The 24,149-nt window shown below is 61.2% G+C and carries 20 protein-coding genes; 13 read left to right on the top strand and 7 right to left on the bottom strand.

The features are described 5' to 3' along the window. Positions 1 to 148: 148 nt before the first annotated feature. A complete protein-coding gene (locus tag AC0Z5Z_RS03065) occupies positions 149 to 1,126 on the bottom strand; it encodes a quinone oxidoreductase family protein (protein WP_485610680.1) in 978 nt (325 codons plus the stop codon). Between the two features lie 150 nt (positions 1,127 to 1,276). On the opposite strand from AC0Z5Z_RS03065, the gene hemF reads away from it, so the two are divergent. Both hemF and aroE read left to right on the top strand, forming a co-directional pair. Beyond that, positions 1,277 to 2,191 (top strand): oxygen-dependent coproporphyrinogen oxidase, encoded by a 915-nt coding sequence (gene hemF / locus AC0Z5Z_RS03070; RefSeq protein ID WP_485610681.1) that lies wholly within the window; start codon positions 1,277 to 1,279, stop codon positions 2,189 to 2,191. A 9-nt stretch (positions 2,192 to 2,200) separates the two neighbouring features. Continuing rightward, positions 2,201 to 3,022, top strand: coding sequence for a shikimate dehydrogenase (gene aroE / locus AC0Z5Z_RS03075; protein ID WP_460059726.1), 822 nt, complete (start codon positions 2,201 to 2,203; stop codon positions 3,020 to 3,022). Between the two features lie 77 nt (positions 3,023 to 3,099). On the opposite strand, the gene AC0Z5Z_RS03080 is transcribed toward aroE, so the two are convergent. From AC0Z5Z_RS03080 to betC, 3 genes are all read right to left on the bottom strand, one after another. After that, positions 3,100 to 4,668: a SulP family inorganic anion transporter gene (locus tag AC0Z5Z_RS03080; protein WP_485610682.1), complete on the bottom strand. Its 1,569-nt coding sequence runs from the start codon at positions 4,666 to 4,668 to the stop codon at positions 3,100 to 3,102. Positions 4,669 to 4,924: 256 nt separating this feature from the next. Continuing rightward, positions 4,925 to 5,845: a choline ABC transporter substrate-binding protein gene (gene choX, locus AC0Z5Z_RS03085; RefSeq protein WP_041476503.1), complete on the bottom strand. Its 921-nt coding sequence runs from the start codon at positions 5,843 to 5,845 to the stop codon at positions 4,925 to 4,927. A gap of 16 nt (positions 5,846 to 5,861) precedes the next feature. Continuing rightward, a complete protein-coding gene (gene betC / locus AC0Z5Z_RS03090) occupies positions 5,862 to 7,376 on the bottom strand; it encodes a choline-sulfatase (protein WP_485610683.1) in 1,515 nt (504 codons plus the stop codon). Positions 7,377 to 7,490: 114 nt separating this feature from the next. Here betC and AC0Z5Z_RS03095 point away from each other — a divergent pair, with 114 nt between their 5' ends. After that, complete coding sequence (locus AC0Z5Z_RS03095) at positions 7,491 to 8,441, top strand: choline sulfate utilization transcriptional regulator (RefSeq protein ID WP_252877180.1); 951 nt, start codon at positions 7,491 to 7,493, stop codon at positions 8,439 to 8,441. 23 nt (positions 8,442 to 8,464) lie between these two features. On the opposite strand, the gene AC0Z5Z_RS03100 is transcribed toward AC0Z5Z_RS03095, so the two are convergent. Further along, positions 8,465 to 9,130, bottom strand: a complete 666-nt coding sequence (locus AC0Z5Z_RS03100; RefSeq protein ID WP_041476500.1) for an NAD(P)-dependent oxidoreductase — start codon at positions 9,128 to 9,130, stop codon at positions 8,465 to 8,467. Between the two features lie 81 nt (positions 9,131 to 9,211). Here AC0Z5Z_RS03100 and AC0Z5Z_RS03105 point away from each other — a divergent pair, with 81 nt between their 5' ends. The 10 genes from AC0Z5Z_RS03105 (at position 9,212) to AC0Z5Z_RS03150 (ending at position 20,570) form a co-directional block, all read left to right on the top strand. After that, the gene (locus AC0Z5Z_RS03105) at positions 9,212 to 9,538 is read left to right on the top strand and encodes a DOPA 4,5-dioxygenase family protein (protein ID WP_252877181.1); all 327 of its coding nucleotides are present in this window, start codon (positions 9,212 to 9,214) and stop codon (positions 9,536 to 9,538) included. A gap of 403 nt (positions 9,539 to 9,941) precedes the next feature. Next, positions 9,942 to 11,249 carry a CitMHS family transporter gene (locus AC0Z5Z_RS03110; protein ID WP_056791180.1) on the top strand — a complete coding sequence of 436 codons (1,308 nt, stop codon included), beginning with the start codon at positions 9,942 to 9,944 and terminating at the stop codon, positions 11,247 to 11,249. An 85-nt stretch (positions 11,250 to 11,334) separates the two neighbouring features. After that, entirely contained in the window at positions 11,335 to 12,102 is a 768-nt protein-coding gene (locus tag AC0Z5Z_RS03115; protein ID WP_056791183.1) for a TerC family protein, read from the top strand. A gap of 432 nt (positions 12,103 to 12,534) precedes the next feature. Then, a complete protein-coding gene (locus tag AC0Z5Z_RS03120; protein ID WP_485610684.1) occupies positions 12,535 to 14,193 on the top strand; it encodes a Na/Pi cotransporter family protein in 1,659 nt (552 codons plus the stop codon). 176 nt (positions 14,194 to 14,369) lie between these two features. Continuing rightward, positions 14,370 to 15,764, top strand: coding sequence for a M16 family metallopeptidase (locus AC0Z5Z_RS03125; protein WP_252882932.1), 1,395 nt, complete (start codon positions 14,370 to 14,372; stop codon positions 15,762 to 15,764). 211 nt (positions 15,765 to 15,975) lie between these two features. Then, positions 15,976 to 17,004, top strand: coding sequence for a DUF5924 family protein (locus AC0Z5Z_RS03130; protein ID WP_041476494.1), 1,029 nt, complete (start codon positions 15,976 to 15,978; stop codon positions 17,002 to 17,004). A 54-nt stretch (positions 17,005 to 17,058) separates the two neighbouring features. Beyond that, positions 17,059 to 18,207, top strand: a complete 1,149-nt coding sequence (locus AC0Z5Z_RS03135; RefSeq protein WP_076564805.1) for an ABC transporter permease — start codon at positions 17,059 to 17,061, stop codon at positions 18,205 to 18,207. Then, complete coding sequence (locus AC0Z5Z_RS03140) at positions 18,204 to 19,007, top strand: ABC transporter ATP-binding protein (RefSeq protein ID WP_071173945.1); 804 nt, start codon at positions 18,204 to 18,206, stop codon at positions 19,005 to 19,007. Before AC0Z5Z_RS03135 ends, AC0Z5Z_RS03140 begins: the two co-directional genes overlap by 4 nt. Position 19,008: 1 nt before the next feature. Next, positions 19,009 to 19,947 (top strand): MlaD family protein, encoded by a 939-nt coding sequence (locus AC0Z5Z_RS03145; protein ID WP_016772359.1) that lies wholly within the window; start codon positions 19,009 to 19,011, stop codon positions 19,945 to 19,947. Next, complete coding sequence (locus tag AC0Z5Z_RS03150) at positions 19,944 to 20,570, top strand: ABC-type transport auxiliary lipoprotein family protein (RefSeq protein ID WP_485610685.1); 627 nt, start codon at positions 19,944 to 19,946, stop codon at positions 20,568 to 20,570. The genes AC0Z5Z_RS03145 and AC0Z5Z_RS03150 overlap by 4 nt, the downstream gene beginning before the upstream one ends. 115 nt (positions 20,571 to 20,685) lie before the next feature. On the opposite strand, the gene AC0Z5Z_RS03155 is transcribed toward AC0Z5Z_RS03150, so the two are convergent. Both AC0Z5Z_RS03155 and gltP read right to left on the bottom strand, forming a co-directional pair. Then, positions 20,686 to 21,915, bottom strand: a complete 1,230-nt coding sequence (locus AC0Z5Z_RS03155) for a nucleoside recognition domain-containing protein (protein WP_041476489.1) — start codon at positions 21,913 to 21,915, stop codon at positions 20,686 to 20,688. 216 nt (positions 21,916 to 22,131) lie between these two features. After that, positions 22,132 to 23,463: a glutamate/aspartate:proton symporter GltP gene (gltP, locus tag AC0Z5Z_RS03160; protein ID WP_039757150.1), complete on the bottom strand. Its 1,332-nt coding sequence runs from the start codon at positions 23,461 to 23,463 to the stop codon at positions 22,132 to 22,134. Positions 23,464 to 24,149: the final 686 nt, after the last annotated feature.

A 24,149-nucleotide genomic window follows, 5' to 3' on the forward strand; every position in this document is an offset into this window, starting at 1 on the left:
TGGCTTGTATACGAGTCGAAGAAGTTGCGCAGGAAGTTTTCCGGTCGTAGGCCAGCGGCGAAGAAACTTCACCGGAAGATGTACTTGATATAGCTGAAAGATACTCGGCGAACTCATGGAAGAGTTCACCGAGTATCAACTTGAAGCGTTATGGCAACAGAATCGTGGAACCGGTAGTGCGCCGTGCCGACAGTTCGGTTTGTGCTTTTGCCGCATCGGCCAATGCATGGCGCTGGCTGATGTCGACCTTCAGCTTGCCGCTGATGATCATCTCGAACAGCTCGTCGGCCATGCGCTGCAGGTTCTCGGCGTTGTTGGCGTAGGTCGCCAGCGTAGGCCGGGTGACGTACAACGAGCCCTTCGCGGCAAGAATGCCCAGGTTGACGCCGTCGACTGCGCCCGAAGCATTGCCGAAACTCACCACCAGGCCACGTGGTGCCACGCTGTCCAGGGACGTGAGCCAGGTGTCCTTGCCGACGCCGTCATACACCACCGGGACTTTCTTGCCGTCAGTCAGCGCCAGCACGCGCTCGGCAACGTTTTCATGGCTGTAGTCGATGGTGGCCCAGGCGCCGTTGGTCTTGGCCAGTTCGGCTTTCTCCTTCGAGCTGACGGTGCCGATCAGCTTCACGCCCAGCGCTTTGGCCCATTGGCAGGCCAGAGAGCCGACTCCACCGGCTGCGGCGTGGAACAGAATGGTTTCGCCGCCCTGCAGTTGGTAGGTCTGGCGCAGCAGGTATTGCACGGTCAGACCCTTGAGCATGACCCCGGCGGCAGTTTCGAAACTGATTTCATCGGGCAGGTGCACCAGATTGTCCTGCGGCAGAACATGCAGCTGGCTGTAGGCACCGAGTGGGCCGCTGCCGTATGCCACGCGATCGCCGACCTTGAAACGGGTGACTTCGCTGCCTACCGCTTCGACCGTGCCGGCGCCTTCCGAACCCAGGCCGGACGGCAACGCGGGTGGTGCATAGAGGCCGCTGCGGTAATAGGTGTCGATGAAGTTCAGGCCGATTGCCTGATTGGCCACGCGCACCTGATTCGGCCCGGGCGCAGCCGGTTCGTAGTCTACATATTCGAGCACTTCGGGACCGCCGTGGGCGCGGAACTGGATACGCTTTGCCATCTGTCTGCTCTCCTTGGGTCGTTGCTAAGCCCTCTATCCAACTCCCCTGCTTGATCTTCGTCAACTGCGGCGCGCCGGTCTGCGATGGTATGCTACGCGCCCATTTGCGCCGCCCGCCTGCCGGGGCGCCGCCCGATTCAAGGTGAAGCCATGACGACCCGCACCGACGCCGTAAAGGCCTATCTGCTCGATCTGCAAGACCGCATCTGCGCTGCACTGGAAACCGAAGACGGCGGCAAATGCTTCGTCGAAGACGCCTGGGCCCGGCCGGCGGGCGGTGGCGGGCGCACCCGCGTGCTGGAAAACGGCACGCTGATCGAAAAGGGCGGGGTCAACTTTTCCCACGTATTCGGCAGCGGCCTGCCGCCCTCGGCCAGCGCCCATCGGCCGGAACTGGCCGGGCGTGGTTTCGAGGCGCTCGGCGTGTCGCTGGTGATCCACCCGCACAACCCGCATGTGCCGACCTCCCACGCCAACGTGCGTTTTTTCATTGCTGAAAAAGAAGGCGAAGAACCGGTCTGGTGGTTCGGCGGCGGTTTCGATCTGACGCCCTACTACGGCAACGAAGAAGACTGCATCCACTGGCACCGCGTCGCCGAGCAAGCCTGTGCGCCGTTCGGTGCGGACGTCTATCCGCGTTACAAGGCCTGGTGCGACACCTATTTCCATATCAAGCATCGTCATGAGCCACGGGGCATTGGCGGTCTGTTCTTCGACGATCTGAACGAGTGGGATTTCGACACCAGTTTCGCCTTCATGCGCGCCATCGGCGATGCCTATATCGAGGCCTACCTGCCGATCGTGCAGCGGCGCAAGAATGACGCCTTCACCGCTCAGCAGCGCGAATTCCAGGAATTCCGCCGAGGCCGCTACGTCGAATTCAACCTGGTTTACGACCGTGGCACGCTGTTCGGTCTGCAATCGGGTGGCCGCACTGAATCGATTCTGATGTCGCTGCCACCGCAAGTGCGCTGGGGCTATGACTGGAAGGCCGAGCCGGGCAGCGCAGAAGCGCGCCTGACCGATTACTTCCTGCAGGATCGCGACTGGCTGGCCGAGGCCTGAGGACGGGTGATGGATCGTTACGTCGTTTTCGGTAATCCGATCGGCCACAGCAAGTCGCCGATGATTCACCAGTTGTTCGCCGAACAGACCGGCCAGCGCCTCGACTACAGCACGCTGCTGGCGCCGCTGGATGATTTTGTCGGCTACGCCAAGGCGTTCTTTCGCGAAGGGCGCGGCGCCAATGTGACGGTGCCGTTCAAGGAAGACGCCTACCGTCTGGCCGACAGTCTGACCGCCCGCGCGCAGCGCGCCGGTGCGGTGAACACCTTGAGCAAACTGGACGATGGCTCACTGCTCGGCGACAACACCGATGGCGCAGGCCTGGTCCGCGATCTGACGGTGAATGCCGGGTTCAGCCTGACCGGTAAGCGCATCCTTTTGCTCGGCGCTGGCGGCGCGGTGCGCGGTGCGCTGGAGCCATTGCTGGCGGAGAAGCCGGCCTCGGTGATCATCGCCAATCGCACCGTGGACAAGGCTGAACTGCTGGCCGAGTTGTTCTGCGACCTCGGGCCGGTGTCGGCCAGTGGTTTCGACTGGCTGCGCGAACCGGTGGACGTGATCATCAACGCCACCTCCGCCAGCCTGACGGGTGACGTGCCGCCGATTGCGCCAAGCCTGATCGAGCCAGGCCAGACGCTGTGCTACGACATGATGTACGGCAAGGAACCGACCGCGTTTTGCCGCTGGGCCACTGAGCACGGCGCGGCGCTGGCGATGGATGGTTTGGGCATGCTCGCCGAACAGGCGGCAGAGGCATTCTGGCTGTGGCGCGGCGTGCGCCCGGATACCGCGCCGGTACTCGCCGAGCTGCGCCGCCAACTGGCCCTTTAAGCTTTGCTCCCACATTGAAATACGATCAATGTGGGAGCGAGCGTGCTCGCGAATCGCATCACCACCGCGATATCAGATCAATCCTCAAACCTGATTGGGCACTTCTCCGCCCCCTCCAGCTTCCTCAACTCCTCCACCACCGGCGGCCGCGCCCGGCGCAGGGTCAGGCTGCGACCCTGGCTCAGCAGGCGTCGCGCTTCCTGGTGCAGCATTTCCACCCCCGAATAATCGATGAAGTTGATCTGCTGCGCCTCGATCACCACCCGTGCGCCATGCAGGCGTTGCAGGCGCACTTGCAGGTAATGGCTGGCGCCGAAGAAGATCGAACCACCCACGCGCAACACATCGTCGTCACCATCGCGCCAATGCTGCACCCGTGGTTGCGAGGTGCGCTTGAGGTAGAAAAACAATGACGCCAGCACCCCGGCGTAGATCGCCGTCTGCAATTCCAGCAGCAGAGTCGCCAGGCAAGTCAGGGCCATCACCACGAACTCGGCGCGGCTGACCCGCAGCAAGGCGCGAATGCCCCGGTGATCGACCAGACCCCAGGCAATCAACAGGATGCTGCCGGCCATGGCCGGGATCGGGATGTGCGCGATCAGCCCTGCGCCGAACACCGCAAACAGCGCCACCCAGAGCGCCGAAAACACCCCGGCCAGCGGCGAGCAGGCACCCGCCTCGTAACTCAATCCCGAGCGGGTAAACGATCCGGCTGAGAGCGACCCGGAAAAGAACGCACCGACGATGTTCGACAAACCCTGCGCGCGGACTTCCTGATTGGCATCAAGCAACTGCTGCGACCGCGCCGAAATCGAGCGGGCAATCGACAGGCTGGTGACCAGCCCGAGCATGCCCACTGCCACCGCGCTTGGCAGCAGGCGCAGGATAACCTCCAGATCCAGCGGCAGCGTACTGAACGGCGGCAGGCGTCCGACGAAAGCGCTGACCAGATGCACATGGCCGAACATCGCTGGCCAGATCCACACCAGCAGACTGGCCAGCACCAGCGTGAGCAACAGCGTCGGCCAGCGCGGCAGAAGTTTTTTCAGGGCCACGCCGACGATCACTGTAGCGACGCCGAGCATCAGCGAGGGCTTATCCACAGCCCCCAGATGCCGCAACAGGTCCATCAGGCTGGCGAGCGCTGTGGTGTTGGCCGGCAATTCCAGCCCGAGCAGATTGGGCAATTGCCCGATGGCGATCACCACGGCGGCACCGAGGGTGAAGCCGAGCACCACCGAATGCGAAACGAAATTCACCAGTGCGCCAAAGCGCAGCAAGCCGAGCAACCATTGGAAAATCCCGGCGAGAAACGTCAGCAGCAGGATCAGAGTGATGTAGTCCTCGGAAGCCGGCACCGCGAGCGGGCTTACGCTGGCGTACAGGACAATCGAAATCGCCGCCGTCGGGCCGCAGATCAGATGCCATGACGACCCCCACAGGCACGCGACCAATACCGGAATGATTGCGGCGTATAGACCGTATTCCGGTGGCAGCCCGGCAATCAGCGCGTAGGCAATCGACTGGGGCAAGGCGAGAATCGCACCGCTGAGGCCGACGATCAGGTCCCGCCCGACGCTGGCGCGGGTTTGCCGTGGCAACCAGCTCAGAAAAGGAAAAAGTGAATGGCGGCTGGGGAAGGCCATGGGTCCTCGCGGTTGGGGTTTTGTTCAAGGTTATCAGGGTGTCAGGTGTAAAAGCCCCTCACCCTAGCCCTCTCCCTGAGGGAGAGGGGACTGACCGAGCTGTTTGTTGAAGATTCACCGACCTGCGATTTCGGCGTTGAACGCAAGTTTTGATTCAACAGCGATCGGCTCCCTTTCCCCCTCGCCCCCTTGGGGGAGAGGGCTGGGGTGAGGGGGAAAAAATCTCCAGCCGAATGCTATCCCAGCAACCCTGAGATCAAAGCTTGGCCTTCACCGCCACCAACGCATCCTTGCCATCCACCGTTTTCACCCCATCCAGCCACTTGTCCAGCACCGCCGGATTGGCCTTGATCCATGCCTTCGCCGCTTCGGCATTGCTGATCTTCTTGTTCACCACCTCGGCCATGATGCTGTTTTCCATGTCCTGGGTGAACGCCAGATTGGTCAGCAATTTACCCACATTCGGGCAGGCCTCGGCGTAGCCCTTACGGGTCAGTGTGAATACGCTGCCGGTGTCGCCGAAGTATTTTTCGCCGCCCTTCAGGTAACGCATTTTCAACTGCACGTTCATCGGGTGCGGGGTCCAGCCGAGGAAGGTGACGAATTTCTGTTTCTTCACCGCCCGCGACACTTCGGCGAGCATCGCCTGTTCGCTGGACTCGATCAGCTTCCACTGGCCCATGTTGAAGTCGTTCTTCTTGATGATCTCCTGCAGCGAAATGTTCGCCGGCGCGCCTGAGCCGATGCCGTAGATCTTCTTGTCGAACTTGTCGGCGAATTTGTTCAGGTCGGCAAAATCATGCACACCCGCCTCCCAGACATAGTCGGGGACGGCGAGGGTGAATTCGGTGCCTTCCAGGTTCTTGGCCAATTGCGTCACATCACCGGTGGCGACGAACTTGTCATAGAAGCCCTGCTGCGCCGGCATCCAGTTGCCGAGGAACACGTCAACCTGGCCATCCTTCAAGCCGCCGAAGGTGATCGGCACCGCAAGGGTGTCGACTTTCGCCTTATAGCCCATGCCGTCCAGCAGAAACCCGGTGATGGCATTGGTTGCGGCGATGTCGCTCCAGCCCGGATCGGCCATCTTCACGGTTTCGCAGCTTTGCTCGGCGAAGGCCGAGGCGCTGCTCAATGCGATCAGGCCAACGGTGACAGCTGTGGATAACTTGCGCATGGACTTCCCCTTAACGTTATTGGTTTTGGCAGGGTTGTGGATAACGGGCCTTGCGCTCCAGATCATCAAGGTCGATGTGGTTGCGCATGTACTGCTGACTGGCATCGACCAGCGGCTGGTGGTCCCAGCTCTTCAGCTTGCCGATGGTTAACGCATCGGCGACGAAACGGCGTCGGCGCTGGCTGGCCAGCACGTCCCGATGGATTGCCGGAATGTCCCACTTGGCCCGCGCTTCGGCGAGAAAGTCTTCGAACAGCGGACGATGTTGCGGCGATTGGCTCAGCTCTTCTTCTTCGCGCGGATCGTTATCCACATCGAAGAGTAGGCATGGGTCGCTTTCGCTGTAGATAAATTTGTAGGCGCCCCGGCGGATCATCATCAGCGGGCTCACAGTGCCTTCGGCCATGTATTCGCCGAACACCTCGTCATGCCCGCCCTGCCCTTGCAGGTGCGGCAGCAAGGAACGGCCGTCCAGTGGCAGGCCCGGCTCAAGCGTGCCACCGGCCAGATCCACGAAGGTCGGCAGCAGGTCGGCGGTGGATACGGCGGCGCTGACCCGGCCCGCCTCGAATTGTCCCGGTGCGCTGATCAGCAGCGGCACTCGCGCGGCCATCTCGAACCAGTGCATTTTGTACCAGAGGCCCTTCTCGCCGAGCATGTCGCCATGGTCACCGGAGAAGACGACGACGGTGTCGTCGATCAGCCCGGTTTCCTCAAGGGTTTGCAGCAGTTTGCCGACATTGGCGTCAATATAGCTGCAAGCACCGAAGTAGGCGCGACGGGCATCGCGGATCTTATCCACAGGCAGCGGCTTGTCCCACAGGTCGTAAACCTTGAGCAGACGTTGCGAGTGCGGATCGAGTTCGTCCTGGTTCAAGGCTGTAGGCAACGGAATATCAGCATCGTCATACAGATCCCAGAAAGTCTTGGGAATCGTGTACGGGTCGTGCGGGTGGGTCATCGACACAGTCAGGCAGAAAGGCTGGTCGCCGTCCTCGCGGATGTGATCGAACAGATATTGCTGCGCCTTGAACACCACCTCTTCGTCGAAATCCAGCTGATTGGTGCGCACGCACGGCCCGGCCTGCAGTACCGAAGACATGTTGTGATACCAGCTCGGCCGCACGTCCGGCTCGTCCCAGTTCACCGCCCAACCGTAATCGGCCGGGTAGATATCGCTGGTCAGGCGTTCTTCATAACCGTGCAACTGGTCCGGCCCGCAGAAATGCATCTTGCCCGACAGCGCGGTGCGGTAGCCGAGACGCCGCAGGTAATGCGCGTAAGTTGGAATGTCGGCGGGGAAATCGGCCGCGTTGTCGTAGGCGCCGATCTTGCTCGGCAACTGGCCACTGACCAGGGTGAAGCGCGACGGCGCGCACAGCGGGCTGTTGCAGTAAGCAGCATCGAACACCACGCCTTGGGCGGCGAGGCGGGACAGATTCGGCAGTTTGATCGGCGATGGGCCGTAGAACGGCAACATTGGCGCGGCCATTTGATCGGCCATGATGAAAAGAATGTTCTTGCGCTTCATGTGATCGCGGCATTCCATGTTGAATATTTATGCGAGAGTGCTGCGATCGAGCATGGATTCCATGCCTGTTCCGGTAAAGCCCGCGCCGGACAATGACTAGGATAAGTACAGCTTATGTATGACGCCCTCGGTGACCTTTCCCTCGATCTGCTGCGCGCTTTTGAAGCGGCGGCCCGCCATCGCAGTTTTACCGCTGCTGCGGTGGAGCTTGGCACCACGCAGCCGGCGATCAGCCAGCAAATGAAACGTCTGGAAGAGCAGCTCGGTACGCGCCTGTTCGATCGGATCTACCGGGGCATCGAATTGACTGAGGTGGGCAGCCTGCTTTTCCAGCAAGTTGCCCTCGGTTTGCAGAATATCGACGCAGGATTAAGCGCAATCAGCACTCAGCAGCAACATGAGGTGCTGCAAGTGGCCACGGATTTCGCTTTTGCCGCTTATTGGTTGATGCCGCGCCTGCATCGCTTCCATGAGGCCAATCCGCATATCGATGTCAGCCTGGTCACCAGCGAGCGCAACCACAACATGCTGCGCACCGACATCGACGTGGCGATCCTGTTTGGCGATGGTCGATTCAAGCAGGGTGAGAGCCACTGGCTGTTCAGCGAAGAAGTGTTCCCGGTGTGCAGCCCGCTGCTGCTCAAGGAGCGTTCATTGCCGTTGCCCGCGCAGGCCCTGCTGGAATTGCCGCTGCTGCATCTGCGTGGTGAAAACAGCAGCAACTGGTTCGACTGGAGCGGGCTGTTCCGTCAACTTGGCCTGACCACGCCGCCGGCGCCGGGGCAGCTGCGCTTCGACAATTACACGTTATTGATCCAAGCGGCGATCGGCGGGCAAGGCGTGGCAATCGGTTGGCGCCACCTTGTGGATAACTTGCTGGTGCAGGGTTTGCTGTGCCGACCGCTGGCGGAAACCACGCTGTCGCGGCTGGGGTATTACGTGGTGTTACCGCAACGCAAACGTCGAGGTTTGTTGATTCAAGAATTTGTTGATTGGTTGATGGCGGAACAGGCCAGCAGTGCCGAATCGCTTAACGGTCTGGCCCTGCCCTCGATTGCGGTGTGAAGAGCAAAAGATCGTCCGATCTTTTACGAATCAGAAGCCGCCACAAAATTCACATGCTGCCCCACATGCAGGTTCAACCGCAGTTCATCGGCAATCCCCACCGCGACACGGTTCAAGCGTTCCAGCGGTTCGGCCAATCCCGGTTCGAGATTGCCGCCGACCTGACTGAAGTGCTCGATGGTCAATCCGGCCACTCCATGGGGCGCATTGACCAAGGTCCAGCGCAGTGAGCTGCTTTGTACCGCCTCGAGGATTTCTTCGGCAGCGTGACGTTGCAGGCGCTCGTCATTGTCAGGCTCGTCGAGCACACCGAAGTTGCCGACCAGAAACAGGCGCGGCACGCTGGCCAGTTGCAAACCTTCGACCAAGGCGTCGACTGCCAGCACCTGCTCCACCGGGCCGAGCGTCACCGAGCGCTCAACGTGGTCGCTGCTGAACGGCAGCCCCGGCGCGTCCAGCAGGCAGATCACCGCCGAACTGCCGGCGACGCTCTGATTGACCCGCTCGGCATCGAATAGATCGCCGGTCTTGGTGCGCAACCCCGGACGCGGCGCGAGTGCGGTGAGATCGTCGAGAATGGCGATGACTTCGTGTTGGCGACGCAGCAATTCAGCCATCAATGCACCGCCCAGGCTGGCCATGGCACCATAAAGCACCACTTTGACCACTGGGGTCTCGGCATTTTTCATGGCTGTTTTCCTTATTGTTGTCCTATATGACCTGTGACGGTGTAAACAGCCAAGGGTTCGAACCGATTGAGAGGCGACACGATGCAAGGGATCAAGGGTTATCACGCCCATGTCTATTTCGACGCACAAAGCATCGACCAGGCGCGGGCCTTGTGCGAGCAGGCCGCGCAGTTGTTTGCGCTGAAAATGGGCCGCGTGCACGAACGCCCGGTGGGGCCGCACCCCGACTGGAGCTGCCAACTGGCTTTCGGTCCCGAGCTGATCGGCGAGGTGCTGCCGTGGCTGGCGCTTAACCGCAAGGGGTTGGTGGTGTTCCTGCATCCGGACACTGGCAACGACCTGCTCGACCACACCGAACACGCGATCTGGATGGGCGCGGTGCGGCCGCTGGACCTGTCGATTTTTTAACCAGATGCTGACGCTGAACTGATAACGAATATGTCCAGACTGCCAGCCAGCGTTGTCTGTCCGTTCCCTCGCATCGCTTCTTGGCCCGTATTCATTGGCTGTCGCTGCATCCGACCGCCGGTTGACCATTCATTCATCGCTTTCGGTCGCGAAAGGTAGCTGAAAGCTTCCCCGATTAGGATCGCCCCACTCCCGGCAACAGACCGGTTGGCCCAAGCCCTGTGTTTTTTCCACAGGCCCGGCCCAATTAACAACAACAATGGTGATTCTGATGTCTTCTGCAACCCGCCGTTTCTCTCGCTTCCTGCTGGTCACTCCGCCCGTACGCCTCGCGCCTCCCGTTCTGCGCTGATCCCGCCCGATCCGCTCATTCAACTAGCCGCGCTACGCCTGGAGTATTCCCATGCTGACTTTCCTTGGCTTCGCCATGGTCATCACGTTCATGTTCCTGATCATGACCAAGCGCCTGTCCGCGCTGATCGCCCTGATCATCATCCCGATCCTGTTCGCCCTGTTCGGTGGTTTCGCGCCGAAGATCGGCCCGATGATGCTTGAAGGCATCACCAAACTGGCGCCGACCGGCGTGATGTTGATGTTCGCCATTCTGTATTTCGCCCTGATGATCGACTCCGGTCTGTTCGACCCGGCCGTGCGCAAGATCCTCAAACTGGTCAAGGGCGACCCGTTGAAAGTTTCGGTCGGTACCGCCGTTCTGGCGCTCGTCGTTTCCCTCGATGGTGACGGCGCGACCACTTACATGATCTGCGTGGCTGCGATGCTGCCGCTGTACAGCCGCATCGGCATGAGCCCGCGAATCATGGCCGGTCTGATCATCCTCGCCGGTGGCGTAATGAACATGACCCCGTGGGGCGGCCCGACCGCCCGCGCGGCGAGTGCCCTGCATGTGGATCCTTCGGACATTTTCGTACCGATGATCCCGGCCATGGCCGCCGGTGTCTTGGCGATCCTGGTGATTGCCTACTTCTACGGCAAGCGTGAACGTGCCCGCCTCGGCGAGCTGCACCTGGTTGGCGACGAGATCGATCACAGTGAAATCAGCGTCTCGCAATTCCCCGACGCACGCCGTCCGAAGCTGATCTGGTTCAATGCCGCACTGACTTTCGGCCTGATGTGCACGCTGATCGGCGGCCTGTTGCCGCTGCCGGTGCTGTTCATGGTGGCGTTCAGTATTGCGATGATCGTCAACTACCCATGCCTGCAAATGCAGAAGGATCGCGTCGCCGCGCATTCCGGCAGCGTGCTGGCAGTGGTCGGGCTGATCTTTGCGGCCGGTATCTTCACCGGTATCCTGTCGGGCACCGGCATGGTCGATGCGATGTCGAAGAGCCTGTTGGCGGTGATCCCGGAATTCCTCGGCCCGTACCTGGCGGTGATTACGGCGCTGGTGAGCATGCCCTTCACCTTCTTCATGTCCAACGATGCGTTCTATTACGGTGTATTGCCGGTGCTGACCGAAGCGGCCAGCCACTATGGGATCACTGCGGTGGAAATGGCCCGTGCCTCGATCGTCGGCCAGCCCGTCCACTTGCTGAGCCCGTTGGTGCCGTCGACCTATCTGTTGGTGGCGCTGGCCGGCATCGATTTCGGTGATCACCAGCGTTTCACCCTGAAATGGGCGATCCTGGTGTGCATCTGCATTCTGATTGCTGCACTGCTGTTGGGGACTTTCCCGCTGTTCAGCACTCTATAAGCCCAAGACTCACCGTTACGGGTCCCGGCTTCGCGGTTTGAAGCCCGGACCTTTTTCGGTTTAACACTCGCTCAAAGGAATACACATGGATTGGCTGACCAACCCCGAAATCTGGGTTGCCTTTTTTACCCTGACCGCCCTGGAAATCGTCCTCGGTATCGATAACATCATCATGATTTCGATCCTGGTCAGCCGCATGCCGAAACACATGCAGCAGCGCACACGGATCTTCGGTCTTGGCCTGGCCATGGTCACGCGGATCCTGTTACTGCTGTCGATTACCTGGGTCATGCGCCTCACTGCCGACCTGTTCGAAGTGTTCGGCCAGGGCATCTCCGGCCGCGACCTGATCCTGTTCTTCGGTGGCCTGTTCCTGTTGTGGAAGAGTTCGCAGGAGATGTACCACGCGCTGGAAGGTGAAGATGAAAGCGACGACGCGCCATCGGGCAAGGGCGGCAACTTCCTCTACACCATCATCCAGATCGCGATCATCGATATCGTCTTCTCGCTGGACTCGGTGATCACTGCCGTCGGCATGGTTTCCCACGTCCCGGTCATGGTCGCGGCGATCGTCGTGGCAGTGCTGGTGATGATGCTGGCGTCGGGCAAGATCAGCGAATTCATCGACAAGCACCCGTCGCTGAAAATGCTCGCGCTGTCGTTCCTGCTGGTGGTCGGTACCGTGCTGATCGCCGAATCGTTCGACGTGCACGTGCCAAAAGGCTACGTCTACTTCGCCATGGCGTTCTCGCTGGCGGTGGAAGCGATCAACATCAAACTGCGCGGCGCGATGGCCCGGAAAAAGAAACAGCAGGATCCGGTGAAACTGCGCAAGGATGTGCCGGGCCAGTAACCCGGTAGTCCCGGCAGCACGCTACACCCCTGTGGGAGCGGGCCTGCTCGCGAAGACGGAGTGCCAGTCGACAACAATGTTGGCTGGCCCACCGCTTTCGCGAGCAGGCTCGCTCCCACATTTGTTTGTGCAACATTCAGTCACTGCGGACCTTGTGGGAGCTGGCTTGCCAGCGATAGCGGAGTGTCAGGCGACATCAATGTTGGTTGTGCTGACGCCATCGCTGGCAAGCCAGCTCCCACAGGAGACGGCGTTGATTTAAAGGGAGTGTATGAAGCGCTTTTCATGACACTTTTGTTTCAATCCACGCTTTAGCTGTGCAATGCTGGCGCCGAGGCCGTTAGCCAACTACAGCTTAAGTATCAAGAACGTAGAAACCGCGCGGTGCCTTCCACTTGCCCCTCTGGGGCGCTGCTACTACAGGGGGTCTGCATGCTCACCCTGCTCAATCTGTTGTCCGCCGTCGCCCTGTTGATCTGGGGCACGCACATCGTCCGAACCGGCATCCTGCGGGTTTATGGCACCAATCTGCGACATGTCATCGGCCAGAACATGTCGAAGAGATGGCTGGCGTTCATCGCCGGTATTCTCGTCACCGCCATGGTGCAGAGCAGCAACGCCACGGCGATGCTGGTCACTTCGTTTGTCGGTCAGGGTTTGATGGCGCTGACCCCGGCGCTGGCGACCATGCTGGGCGCCGATGTCGGTACCGCGTTGATGGCGCGGGTGCTGACCCTCGATCTGTCGTGGCTATCGCCGCTGCTGATTTTCCTCGGGGTGATTTTCTTTCTGTCGCGCAAACAGACGCGGCTCGGGCAAATGGGCCGGGTGTCGATCGGGCTGGGGCTGATCATTCTCGCCCTGCAATTGATCGTCGAGGCCGCTGCGCCGATTACTCATGCGCAGGGGGTGAAGGTGATTTTCGCCTCGCTGACCGGCGACATCCTCCTCGACGCCCTAATTGGCGCCCTGTTCGCGATGATTTCCTACTCCAGCCTCGCCGCCGTGCTGCTCACCGCCACGCTGGCCGGGGCTGCGGTGATCAGCTTGCCGGTGGCGATCGGTCTGGTGATCGGCGCCAACATCGGCAGTGGCGTTCTCGCCTTCATGAGCACCAGCATGCAGAACGCTGCCGGCCGCCAGGTTGCGCTGGGCAGTCTGCTGTACAAACTGATCGGCCTGCTGCTGATCATCCCGGTACTCGACCCGCTGGTGCACTGGATCGACAGCCTCGATTTCAGCCCGCAGGAAATGGTCATCGGCTTCCACCTGCTCTACAACACCGCGCGCTGCCTGATCCTGCTGCCGAGCGTCGGGCCGATGGCGCGGCTTTGTGCGTGGCTGCTGCCAGAGCGGCCGGAGGTCAACGGCGCCGCCAAACCACGCCATCTCGACCCGACCGCGCTGGTCACGCCGAGCCTGGCGCTGGCCAATGCCGCGCGGGAAACCCTGCGCATGGGCGATCTGCTCGACAACATGCTCGACGCCTCCCTCGATGTGCTGCGCGGCAAGCAGACCGCCGTCACGCAGGAGATGCGCCGACTGACCGATGACGTCGAGGCGCTGTACAGCGCGATCAAGCTGTATCTGGCGCAGATGCCCCGCGAGGATCTCGGCGAGCACGACAGTCGGCGCTGGGCCGAGATCATCGAACTGGCGATCAACCTGAAACTCGCCGCCGACCTGATCGAGCGAATGCTGCGCAAGATCCAGCAGCAGAAGACCTCGCAGCGCCGTTCGTTTTCCGAAGAAGGCCTGGAAGATCTTGCCGGGCTGCAACAGCAACTGATCGCCAACCTGCGCCTGGGCCTGTCGGTGTTTCTCAGCGGCGACCGCGAAAGCGCGCGGCAGTTGTTACGGGAGAAACGCCGCTTTCGTGCGCAGGAACGGCGTCTGGCCCATGCGCATGTCAGCCGTTTGCAACGCAAGATCGTTCAGAGCCTGGAGACCAGCTCGCTGCATCTGGAGTTGATCGCCGACATGAAACGGCTCAATTCTTTGTTCTGCAGCAGCGCCTATGTGGTGCTGGAAACGGCGGACACCGGCGCGCTGGCGGTGGATGACATGGCCGACATTACGCATTCGCCTTGAACGTCTGGGGCTGGGGCCAGTCAGTTACAGTGGTTCAGCCTTGAGACCGTCATCGCTGGCAAGCCAGCTCCCACAGGGTTTTGTAAGCGCCGCAGATCCTTGTGGGAGCTGGCTTGCCAGCGATGGGGCCCTGACTGACGACACGGATCTCCAAATCAGCCGTATGGAAGCCTGTTATGCGTTGCCTGTTGTTCGCCTGTCTGTTGCTCGGTTCCCTGCCCGCTTTTGCCCTGGATCGGTTTCAGGTCGAAGGCTATGCGCTGCCCAATGGTTTACAGCTGATGCTCAAACCCGGCACCGAGCGTGGGCATGTGGCGATCCGGCTGGTGGTCGGCGTCGGCCTCGATGACTTCGACTGCGACGAAAAAGAGCTGCCGCATTTGCTCGAACACTTGCTGTTCAGCGGTATCGACGCCACTGGCGAAGGCGGCCTGGAAGAACGCATGCAGGCGCTGGGCGGGGACTGGAATGCGTTCACCAGCAATGCCGACACCACGTTCGTCATCGAGGCCCCGGCAAAAAACCAGCGCAAGGTGCTCGACCTGCTGCTCGCGCTGCTGACCCAGACACGCATCGACGACAACGCAATCAACGCGGCGAAACGAGTGGTCGAGCGTGAGGACGGCGGGCATTACACCAGGCTGCAACGTTTCCTCGACCGTCAGGACCTCGGTCATACCGCGAGCAATCAACTGGCTGTCGAGCTGGGACTGAAATGCCCGCAGCGCGCCGAGGTCGGCCATCTGACCCAGGAGCAATTGGAGAAGGTGCGCAAGGCCTGGTATGCGCCGAACAACATGACCCTGATCGTCGTCGGCGAACTCGACAAACTGCTGCCGGCCTATCTGGAGCGTACCTGGGGTGAGCTGGAGCCGGTCGAGCCGAGCGAGCATCGGGCGCTGCCGGACATCCGCACCAGCGCCGCCCATGAACGCACCCTCACCCGTGGCTTTATCGGCGACAGCGCCAAGCTGCACTGGCTGGTGCCGGAACCGGTGCTCGACGATCAGTACGATCAGACGTTCGACATTCTCAAGGATTACCTCGACTGGGCGCTGTACCGGCAGATTCGCCTCAACCATGGCTTGTCGTACGGGCCGTGGGCCGAGCGCGAAGTGTTCGGCGGTGTCGGCTTCATGAGCCTCAACGCTGACCTGGATCGCGATGACGTCGACGAAGCCATCCAGGTGCTTGAAGACCTCAAGGCCGACCTGCTGCAAAACGGCCTCGACCCGAGCACCTTCGCCCGCATCAAACAAGCCGCCATCGCCCATCAAGCTTGGGCCGTACAAGGCAACAGCGCACTGGCGGACTATTACTGGAGCGCGCTGGCCGACTATCAGGATGGCCGCTTTGCCAATCCCGCGCGCGAGCTGCAAGGGGTGACGCTGGAAGCGGCGAACAAGGCGATGCGCGAACTGTTGCTGCAGCCGGGGTATATCCGGATCGAGAAGCCGTTGATCAGTGATGATCAGGTGTTGTGGCTGGCTGCAGGCGGGGTCGGTCTGGTGCTGCTGATGTTGATCGGCTGGCGTGTGTATCGCCGCCACAAAATTGCTGGAAGCCATTAATCCTGTGGTGAGTGAGCACTTGTGGCGTGGGGATTTGTCGCCGATGGGCTGCGCAGCAGCCCCAATAAGGGCAGCTCGGTATATCCAGACAAAATTCGCTTGCAGGATCTACGACGGCGGCGCCGCCGATCGGGGATAAATCCCCTCGCCACAGGGGGCATGCGGCGTTAACCTTTCCGGGATTTTCCCCATATCGTCGTGAACCGCCAAAATGCCAAAACTGACCCTCCTTATCCAGCGCCTTCTCGAGCTGATGAAGCGCTACCCCGGGTTGATCGCGGCGGGTGGTTTCATTTCCGGGGTCGGCAGTTTCATCCTCGTCGATCGCCAACAGGGCCTGGCCAGCTGGATCACGGTGATCATGCTGCTCAGCTGGATCTGGCTGATGCTGGAAAACACCCTGACCGGGTTGTTCACACGGATCTTCAAGCGCGAGATTCCCCAGCCGCTGCTGCGCTACGCGACGCAGATGATCCATCAGGAAAGCCTGTTTTTCGTTCTGCCATTCTTCTTCATCACCACCACGTGGAACAGCGGCCAGTTTGTCTTTACGGGACTGCTCAGCGTTGCCGCACTGATCTCTATCGTCGATCCGCTGTACTACAAATGGCTGGCGCCACGGCGCTGGGCGTTTCTCGCGCTGCACACCCTGACCCTGTTCGCCGCCCTGCTCACTGCGTTGCCGGTGATCATGCACCTGACCACTGCGCAGAGTTTCAAATGGGCGCTGGGGATTGCCGTGCTGCTGTCGTTCCCGAGCCTGGCGTCGATCTTCCCGATCCGCACGGTGCGCAATGCCCTGGCGATTCTGTTCATTACCTTCGGCATCGGCGGCGTCGGTTGGGCGCTGCGTTCGTGGGTGCCGCCGGCAACGCTGTGGATGACCGACGTAGCGATCAGCACGCAGTTGCAGGATCGCACCCCCGGCGCCAGCCTCGACACCGTCAGTGCCGAGCAGATCCGCAGCGGCGGACTCTACGCCTACACTGCGATCAACGCGCCGCGCGGTCTCGACGAGCGGATTTATCACGTGTGGACCTTCAACGGCAAAGAGGTCGACCGCATCGCCCTCGACATCCATGGCGGGCGCAAGGAAGGCTACCGGGCGTGGACGCACAAACAGAATTTCCCCGGCAACCCGGCGGGCAAGTGGCAGGTGCGGGTGCTGACCGAGGATGGCCAGTTGATCGGCGTGCTGCGTTTCGCAATTACCGACAGCACACCGGCCAAAGAAAAGTAATCCGGTTCGTGCTATTACGTAGGATCTCGTAACGGCCGTACAAGCACGGAGCTTATGACCAGCAGCCCAACCCCCGGCAGTGCCCACCTGGACACCGCGCTCAGCCCTGCCCGTCTGCGGGTCAGCGGCGACTGGACGCTCGCCCACTACACCGCGCTCAAGCATCTGAGCGAAAAGCTCCGCGGCCAGTACGACGCCAACACTTCCATCGATCTGAACGGCCTCGGAGCCCTGGACACCGCCGGCGCCTCGTTGCTGGTCGAGCTGCTCGGTTCCGAGCGCTTGGGCAAAACCGCCGAACACCCCGATTGCACCCTTTCAACTGCCGACCGCGCCTTGCTGCAAACCGTGTACTGCTCGCTGAGTGATTTCTGCGTGCCGATCAAGGAGCCGGAAGTCAGCGTCAGCGTGCAACTGCTGACGCGCATCGGCCGCGCGGTGGACAAGGTCTGGACCGACACGCTGCAACTGCTCGGCTTCGTCGGCCTGATTCTCGAAGTCATCGCCCGTGGTCTGTTGCGGCCCAAGCGCTGGCGGATCACGCCGATGATCGCGCACATCGAGCAGACCGGCCTCGACGCTGCGCCGATCGTGGCCTTGCTGACGTTTCTGGTCGGTGCGGTGGTGGCGTTTCTTGGCGCCACGGTGCTGGCCAGTTTCGGCGCGACGATTTTCACCGTGGACCTGGTCGGCTTCTCGTTCCTGCGCGAATTCGGCGTGTTGCTCACGGCGATCCTGATGGCCGGGCGCACCGCCAGTGCATTCACCGCGCAGATCGGCTCGATGAAGGCCAACGAAGAAATCGACGCGATCCGCACCCTTGGCCTCGACCCGATCGAATTGCTGGTGGTGCCGCGTGTGCTGGCGCTGCTGGTGGCGCTGCCGATGCTGACGTTTCTGGCGATGCTCTCGGGGATCGTCGGCGGCGGTGTGGTTTGTGCGGTGTCGCTGGACATCTCGCCGGCGATGTTCCTCTCGCTGCTGCAATCGGACATCGGCATTCAGCATTTTCTGGTCGGGCTGGTGAAGGCGCCGATCTTCGCCTTCCTGATCGCGGCGATCGGTTGCCTGGAAGGCTTCAAGGTCAGCGGCAGCGCCGAATCGGTCGGCGCGCACACCACCTCCAGCGTGGTGCAGTCGATTTTCGTGGTGATCGTGCTTGATGCGGTGGCCGCGCTGTTTTTCATGGAGATGGGCTGGTGAGTCGTCTACCCCGCGCGCCCTCGGAGGCGGTGATCGAAGTCCGTGGCCTGTGCAATCGCTTCGGCCCGCAGAGCGTGCACGAGAACCTTGATCTGGACGTGTACAAGGGCGAGATCCTCGCCGTGGTGGGTGGCTCCGGTACCGGCAAATCGGTGCTGCTGCGCAGCATTGTCGGGCTGAATCGGCCCAGCGAGGGCATGGTCAAGGTCTTCGGCCAGAACCTGCCGAATCTGCCCGAGCATGAGCGCTCGCTGATCGAAAGGCGCTTTGGTGTGTTGTTCCAGAAGGGCGCGCTGTTCTCGTCGCTGACCGTGACCGAGAACGTCGCCCTGCCCCTGATCGAACACGCCGGCCTCAGCCGTCACGACGCCGAGCATCTGGCGGCGGTGAAACTGGCGCTGGCCGGGCTGCCGTTGTCGGCGGCGGACAAATACCCGGCGTCGCTGTCCGGCGGCATGATCAAGCGCGCGGCGCTGGCGCGGGCCTTGGCGCTGGATCCGGACATTCTGTTTCTCGACGAACCCACCGCCGGCCTTGATCCGATTGGCGCGGCGCAGTTCGATCAGTTGATCCTGACCCTGCGTGACGCGTTGGGTCTGAGTGTGTTTCTGGTCACCCACGACCTCGACACGCTGTACACCATCACCGATCGCGTGGCGGTGCTGGCGCAGAAGAAAGTGCTGGTTGCCGGCCCTATCGACGTCGTCTCGGAAACCGCCGACGCGTGGATTCACGAATACTTCCACGGCCCGCGCGGCCGCTCGGCGCTGGACGCCGCCAAACTGCTCAACGAGGTCTGATATGGAAACCCGAGCCCATCATGTGTTGATCGGCCTGTTCACGGTGATCGTCGTGGCCGGCGCCCTGCTCTTCGGCCTGTTTCTGGCAAAGTCCAGCGTCGACACCGAGTTCAAGGATTACGAAGTGGTGTTCAACGAGGCGGTCAGCGGTCTGTCCAAGGGCAGCTCGGTGCAGTACAGCGGGATCAAGGTCGGTGACGTGGTCAGCCTGCGCCTTGACCCGCAGGACCCGCGCCGGGTGCTGGCGCGGATTCGTCTGGCGGGCGACACGCCGGTCAAGGAAGACACCCAGGCCAAGCTGGCACTGACCGGCATTACTGGCACGTCGATCATCCAGCTCAGCGGTGGTACGCCAGAGAGCCCGAAATTGCGCGGGCATGACGGCAAGCTGCCAACGCTGGTCGCCTCGCCCTCGCCTATTTCGCGTCTGCTCAACGACAGCAGCGATTTGATGACCGGCATCAGCGCCCTGCTGCAGAACGCCAACCACATGTTCTCCGCGGAAAACGTCGAGCGCGTGAGCAAGACCCTCGCCCATCTGGAACAGACCACCGGCACCATCAACGACCAGCGCGGCGACATCAAACAAGCCATGCAGCAACTGGCGACCGTCGGCAAACAGGCCGGCAGCATGCTCGAGCAGACCTCACTGCTGATGCGCAACGCTAACGGCCTGCTCAACGATCAGGGCAAACAGGCCCTTGGCAGTGCCGAACAGGCGATGAAGTCGCTGGAGCAAAGCAGCGTGACCATCAACGGCTTGCTCAGCAAAAACCAGAATTCGCTGGATAACGGCATGCAGGGCCTCAACGGCCTGGCCCCGGCGATTCGCGAACTGCGCGAGACGCTGACCTCGCTGCGCGCGATTTCCCAGCGCCTTGAGGCCAACCCCAGCGGCTACCTGCTGGGCAGCGACAAGAACAAGGAATTCACCCCATGAAACTGACTCGAATCGCCCTGCTCGGCGCTGGCCTGACCCTGATCGGCGCGTGCTCGATCTTGCCCCAGTCGGAACCTTCGGATGTCTACCGCCTGCCCGCCGCGCAAGCGCCCGCCTCGGCCAGCCCGGCGGCGGCGCAGTCGTGGTCGCTGCGCTTGAATAAATTGCAGGCCAGCGAAGCACTGAACCGGCCGAGCATTGCCGTGATTCCGCAGGGCGATGTGATCAGCAGCTACAAGGGCTCGCGCTGGAGCGATCCGGCGCCGGTACTGCTGCGCAATCGCTTGCTCGATGGATTCCAGCGTGATGGTCGGGTGACGCTGCTGAGCACCGACGACAGCAACTTCCAGGCGGATCTTGAACTGGGCGGCAGTTTGCAGGCCTTCCAGACCGAATATCAGGGCACCCAGGCCGGCGTCGTGGTGCGGGTCGATGCGTTGCTGGTGCGTGGCTATGACCAGCGAATTCTGGCCAGTCGCCGCTTTGAAGAGCGCCAGGCGCTGAATGATGTGCAGGTGCCAGCGGTGGTCGCCGGGTTTGGCCAGGCCAGTGATCGCCTTACGGCCAAGGTCGTCGCGTGGGCCGTCGACCAAGGCCAAAAGCTCGCCCCCCCAAAACCTTAAGCCCGACACAACCCCTGTGGGAGCGAGCCTGCTCGCGAATGCGGAGTGTCATTCACATTGATGTGGCTGACACGACGCCTTCGCGAGCAGGCTCGCTCCCACAGTGGATTTGTGGTTAGCCGAAGAACCAGTAGCAGACCCCGATAGCGCCCACCACACCAGCAAACTCCGCCAGCAACGCACACCCCACCGCATGCCGTGCGCGCTGAATCCCCACCGCGCCGAAGTACACCGCCAGCACATAGAACGTGGTTTCGGTACTGCCCTGCACCGTCGCCGCGACCAGCGCCGGGAAGCTGTCGACGCCGGAAGTCTGCATGGTCTCGATGAGCATCGCCCGCGCGGCGCTGCCGGAGAACGGTTTGACCATCGCCGTCGGCAGCGCATCGACGAAGCGCGTGTCCCAGCCGGCCCACTCGACCAGATGACGAATACCGTCCAGGCCGAAATCCAGCGCACCAGAGGCGCGCAACACGCCAACCGCACAGAGCATCGCCACCAGATACGGCAAGAGGTTCTTCGCCACATCGAAGCCCTCTTTCGCGCCTTCGACGAACGCCTCGTACACCTTGACCTTGCGCAGCGCGCCGATCAGCAAGAACAGCATGATCAAGCCGAACAGCGTGAGATTGCCGAGGATCGACGACAATCCCGCCAGTGCTGTCGCAGAAAGCGTCCCAAGCAGGGCCATGAAGCCGCCGAGGATCAGCGCGCCGGGCACCAGATAGGCGAGCACCACCGGGTCCCAGATGCGCAGGCGTTGCATGAAGGCAACGGAGAGGAAGCCGACGATGGTCGAGCAACTGGTCGCCAGCAGAATCGGCAGGAACACCAGCGTCGGATCCGGCGCGCCTTGCTGGGCGCGGTACATGAAGATGGTCACGGGCAGCAGGGTCAGCGACGAGGCGTTGAGCACCAGAAACAGGATCTGCGCGTTGCTGGCGATGGTGGCGCTGGGGTTCAGCTCCTGCAGCGCTTTCATGGCCTTGAGGCCGATCGGCGTGGCGGCGTTGTCCAGGCCCAGACCGTTGGCGGCGAAGTTCAGCGTGATCAGGCCAAGGGCAGGGTGGCCGGCCGGGACTTCCGGCATCAGCCGCAGAAACAGCGGACCGAGCACCTTGGCCAGCCACTCGACGATCCCGGCCTTTTCGGCGATGCGCAGAAAGCCCAGCCACAGGGTGAGGGTGCCGAACAGCAGCACCATGACTTCGACCGACAGCTTGGCCATGGCGAAAATGCTTTCCACCATCGCCGCAAAGATCCCGGCGTTGCCGCCGATCAGCCACTGCGCCAGCGCCGACACGGCTGCCACGATGAAGAAGCCAAGCCACAGGCCATTAAGCATCAGTCAAATCCCCCGAAGAATGCGGCGAATGATAGCGGGGTCACCAGAAACGACAAACCCCGGATTGCTCCGGGGTTCGTATGGATCTGCCGCCCCCCGATTTACTGGGTGGCCTCAATCTACTGTAGGAGCTGCCGAAGGCTGCGATCTTTTGATTTTGTTTTTTAAAAGCAAGATCAAAAGATCGCAGCCTGCGCCAGCTCCTACAGGGGGGTGTCAGTTCTTGGAAATCTCGCCAGCCGGCAGTTTTTCCTTGCTGCGCCAGTGCGGCAGGGAATTCCAGTAACGCTCGCCCTTGGCGTCGTCGTACATGCCTTCCCAGCGCGCGATAACCAGCACTGCCAAGGCATTACCGATCACGTTCAGTGCAGTACGCGCCATGTCCATGATGCGATCGACACCAGCGATGAACGCCAGGCCTTCGAGCGGGATGCCAACGCTGCCCAGAGTGGCCAGCAGCACCACGAAGGACACACCCGGTACGCCGGCGATGCCTTTGGAGGTGACCATCAGCGTCAACACCAGCAGCAGTTGCTGGCTGATCGACAGGTCAATGCCGTACAGCTGGGCAATGAAGATCGCCGCGATCGACTGGTACAGGGTCGAGCCGTCGAGGTTGAACGAGTAACCGGTCGGTACCACGAAGCTGCAGATGGCTTTCGGCGCGCCGTAGGCTTCCATCTTCTCGATGACACGTGGCAGCACGGTTTCCGAGGAGGCGGTGGAGTAGGCCAGCACCAGCTCATCCTTGAAGATGCGCATCAGCTTGAGCACGGAGAAGCCGAACAGCTTGGCGATCAGGCCCAGCACGACGAAGGCGAAGAAAGCGATGGCGACATAAACCAGGATCACCAGTTTTGCCAGCGGCAACAGCGAAGCGAAGCCGAAGTTGGCGACGGTCACCGCGATCAGTGCGAATACGCCAATCGGAGCGTAGTTCATGATCATGTGGGTGACTTTGAACATGCTTTCCGAAACGCCCTGGAACATCTTTACCAGCGGCTCGCGCAGGTCCGACTGCAGGCTCGACAGGCCGAGACCGAACAGTACGGAGAAGAAGATGATCGGCAGCATTTCGCCGCGAGCCATGGCCGCGAAGATGTTCGACGGGATCAGGTTGAGGATGGTCTCGATGAACGCATGTTCATGCTGCACTTCGGCGGCGGTAGCCTGGTACTTGGAGATGTCCACCGTGCCCAGGGTGCTCATGTCGATGCCGGTGCCCGGATGGAACACGTTGGCCAGCACCAGGCCGACGACGATGGCGATGGTGGTGACGATCTCGAAGTAGATGATGGTCTTCAGGCCGATACGCCCGAGCTTCTTGGCGTCGCCCACGCCAGCGATGCCGACGATCAGCGAGGAAATGACGATCGGGATCACGATCATCTTGATCAGACGGATAAAGATATCGCCTGCCGGTTGCAGGACGTTGCTGATCCACCAGGCCTTCTCGGCGCTGAAGTGGTTGAGCAACGCACCCAGTGCAATCCCCAGAACCAGACCGATGAGGATCTGCCAGGCGAGGCTGATTTTTGCCTTCTTCATTATCTTTACCCTTACTTGCGTTTGACTCAGGCACATGCAGGAACTGGAACGCTCATCAGCGGAAAAGTCTGTGCATCTGCCTCCGTATAAGGTGCCCCGAAGCGCGTGTTTACGGCTCTTCGGCAGGCGAAAAAAGGCGCAACTATTCCGATGCAAGGTGGCGCCGTCTAATGCCGTAAACGCCTACCCTATGCCGAATCGGCATGAGCTTTTTCAATTGAAACTGGCGTCCCAAGCGGTTCGATTGTGACATTTCGGCCGGCATAAGTGCCGTGAACCGGCCATTACAGCTTAGGGTGGTCAAATTTTGTACAGCGGGAATTGGCGGAAATTTCCAGAAAAACTCCAAATCGAAAGACTAGGAGTCACACGAATCGAGCGCGATCTTTGTCGATATACGGTCGTCAGGAAACACCGCGAAATGTTTTTCCGCACAGTGTCGACGATTCTAAGAAGGGGATTGGCGCGCTGGATCAATGGTTTAGCTGATTCAAAGCCCAGCGCAGATTCGTCGGACCATCGGGTCGACGAACCTGCGGCGCAGCTTTTACCCTGACCCGGCCCTTGCGCAGGTACTCCCTGTACCCGTAGGTCACTCCGACTCTGCATCAGTCAGAACGTCCCGGCCCCCTGGTCATGCACCGACCGTCATCGGGCGGCGCAATGGAAAGCAGCGGGGCGCTGCT

This window comes from Pseudomonas sp. 1L-E-NC-VB-C3 (assembly GCF_057291535.1).

Excerpts from the sequence above, each read along its gene's own strand:
- AC0Z5Z_RS03130 (WP_041476494.1), top strand. The coding sequence starts at position 15,976 with ATGCCAAAACTGACCCTCCTTATCCAGCGCCTTCTCGAGCTGATGAAG.
- AC0Z5Z_RS03120 (WP_485610684.1), top strand. The coding sequence starts at position 12,535 with ATGCTCACCCTGCTCAATCTGTTGTCCGCCGTCGCCCTGTTGATCTGG.
- AC0Z5Z_RS03095 (WP_252877180.1), top strand. The coding sequence starts at position 7,491 with ATGTATGACGCCCTCGGTGACCTTTCCCTCGATCTGCTGCGCGCTTTT.
- hemF (WP_485610681.1), top strand. The coding sequence starts at position 1,277 with ATGACGACCCGCACCGACGCCGTAAAGGCCTATCTGCTCGATCTGCAA.
- aroE (WP_460059726.1), top strand. The coding sequence starts at position 2,201 with ATGGATCGTTACGTCGTTTTCGGTAATCCGATCGGCCACAGCAAGTCG.
- AC0Z5Z_RS03145 (WP_016772359.1), top strand. The coding sequence starts at position 19,009 with ATGGAAACCCGAGCCCATCATGTGTTGATCGGCCTGTTCACGGTGATC.
- betC (WP_485610683.1), bottom strand. The coding sequence starts at position 7,376 with ATGAAGCGCAAGAACATTCTTTTCATCATGGCCGATCAAATGGCCGCG.
- AC0Z5Z_RS03110 (WP_056791180.1), top strand. The coding sequence starts at position 9,942 with ATGCTGACTTTCCTTGGCTTCGCCATGGTCATCACGTTCATGTTCCTG.
- gltP (WP_039757150.1), bottom strand. The coding sequence starts at position 23,463 with ATGAAGAAGGCAAAAATCAGCCTCGCCTGGCAGATCCTCATCGGTCTG.
- AC0Z5Z_RS03080 (WP_485610682.1), bottom strand. The coding sequence starts at position 4,668 with ATGGCCTTCCCCAGCCGCCATTCACTTTTTCCTTTTCTGAGCTGGTTG.
- AC0Z5Z_RS03155 (WP_041476489.1), bottom strand. The coding sequence starts at position 21,915 with ATGCTTAATGGCCTGTGGCTTGGCTTCTTCATCGTGGCAGCCGTGTCG.
- AC0Z5Z_RS03100 (WP_041476500.1), bottom strand. The coding sequence starts at position 9,130 with ATGAAAAATGCCGAGACCCCAGTGGTCAAAGTGGTGCTTTATGGTGCC.
- AC0Z5Z_RS03125 (WP_252882932.1), top strand. The coding sequence starts at position 14,370 with ATGCGTTGCCTGTTGTTCGCCTGTCTGTTGCTCGGTTCCCTGCCCGCT.
- AC0Z5Z_RS03150 (WP_485610685.1), top strand. The coding sequence starts at position 19,944 with ATGAAACTGACTCGAATCGCCCTGCTCGGCGCTGGCCTGACCCTGATC.
- AC0Z5Z_RS03105 (WP_252877181.1), top strand. The coding sequence starts at position 9,212 with ATGCAAGGGATCAAGGGTTATCACGCCCATGTCTATTTCGACGCACAA.
- AC0Z5Z_RS03115 (WP_056791183.1), top strand. The coding sequence starts at position 11,335 with ATGGATTGGCTGACCAACCCCGAAATCTGGGTTGCCTTTTTTACCCTG.
- choX (WP_041476503.1), bottom strand. The coding sequence starts at position 5,845 with ATGCGCAAGTTATCCACAGCTGTCACCGTTGGCCTGATCGCATTGAGC.
- AC0Z5Z_RS03065 (WP_485610680.1), bottom strand. The coding sequence starts at position 1,126 with ATGGCAAAGCGTATCCAGTTCCGCGCCCACGGCGGTCCCGAAGTGCTC.
- AC0Z5Z_RS03135 (WP_076564805.1), top strand. The coding sequence starts at position 17,059 with ATGACCAGCAGCCCAACCCCCGGCAGTGCCCACCTGGACACCGCGCTC.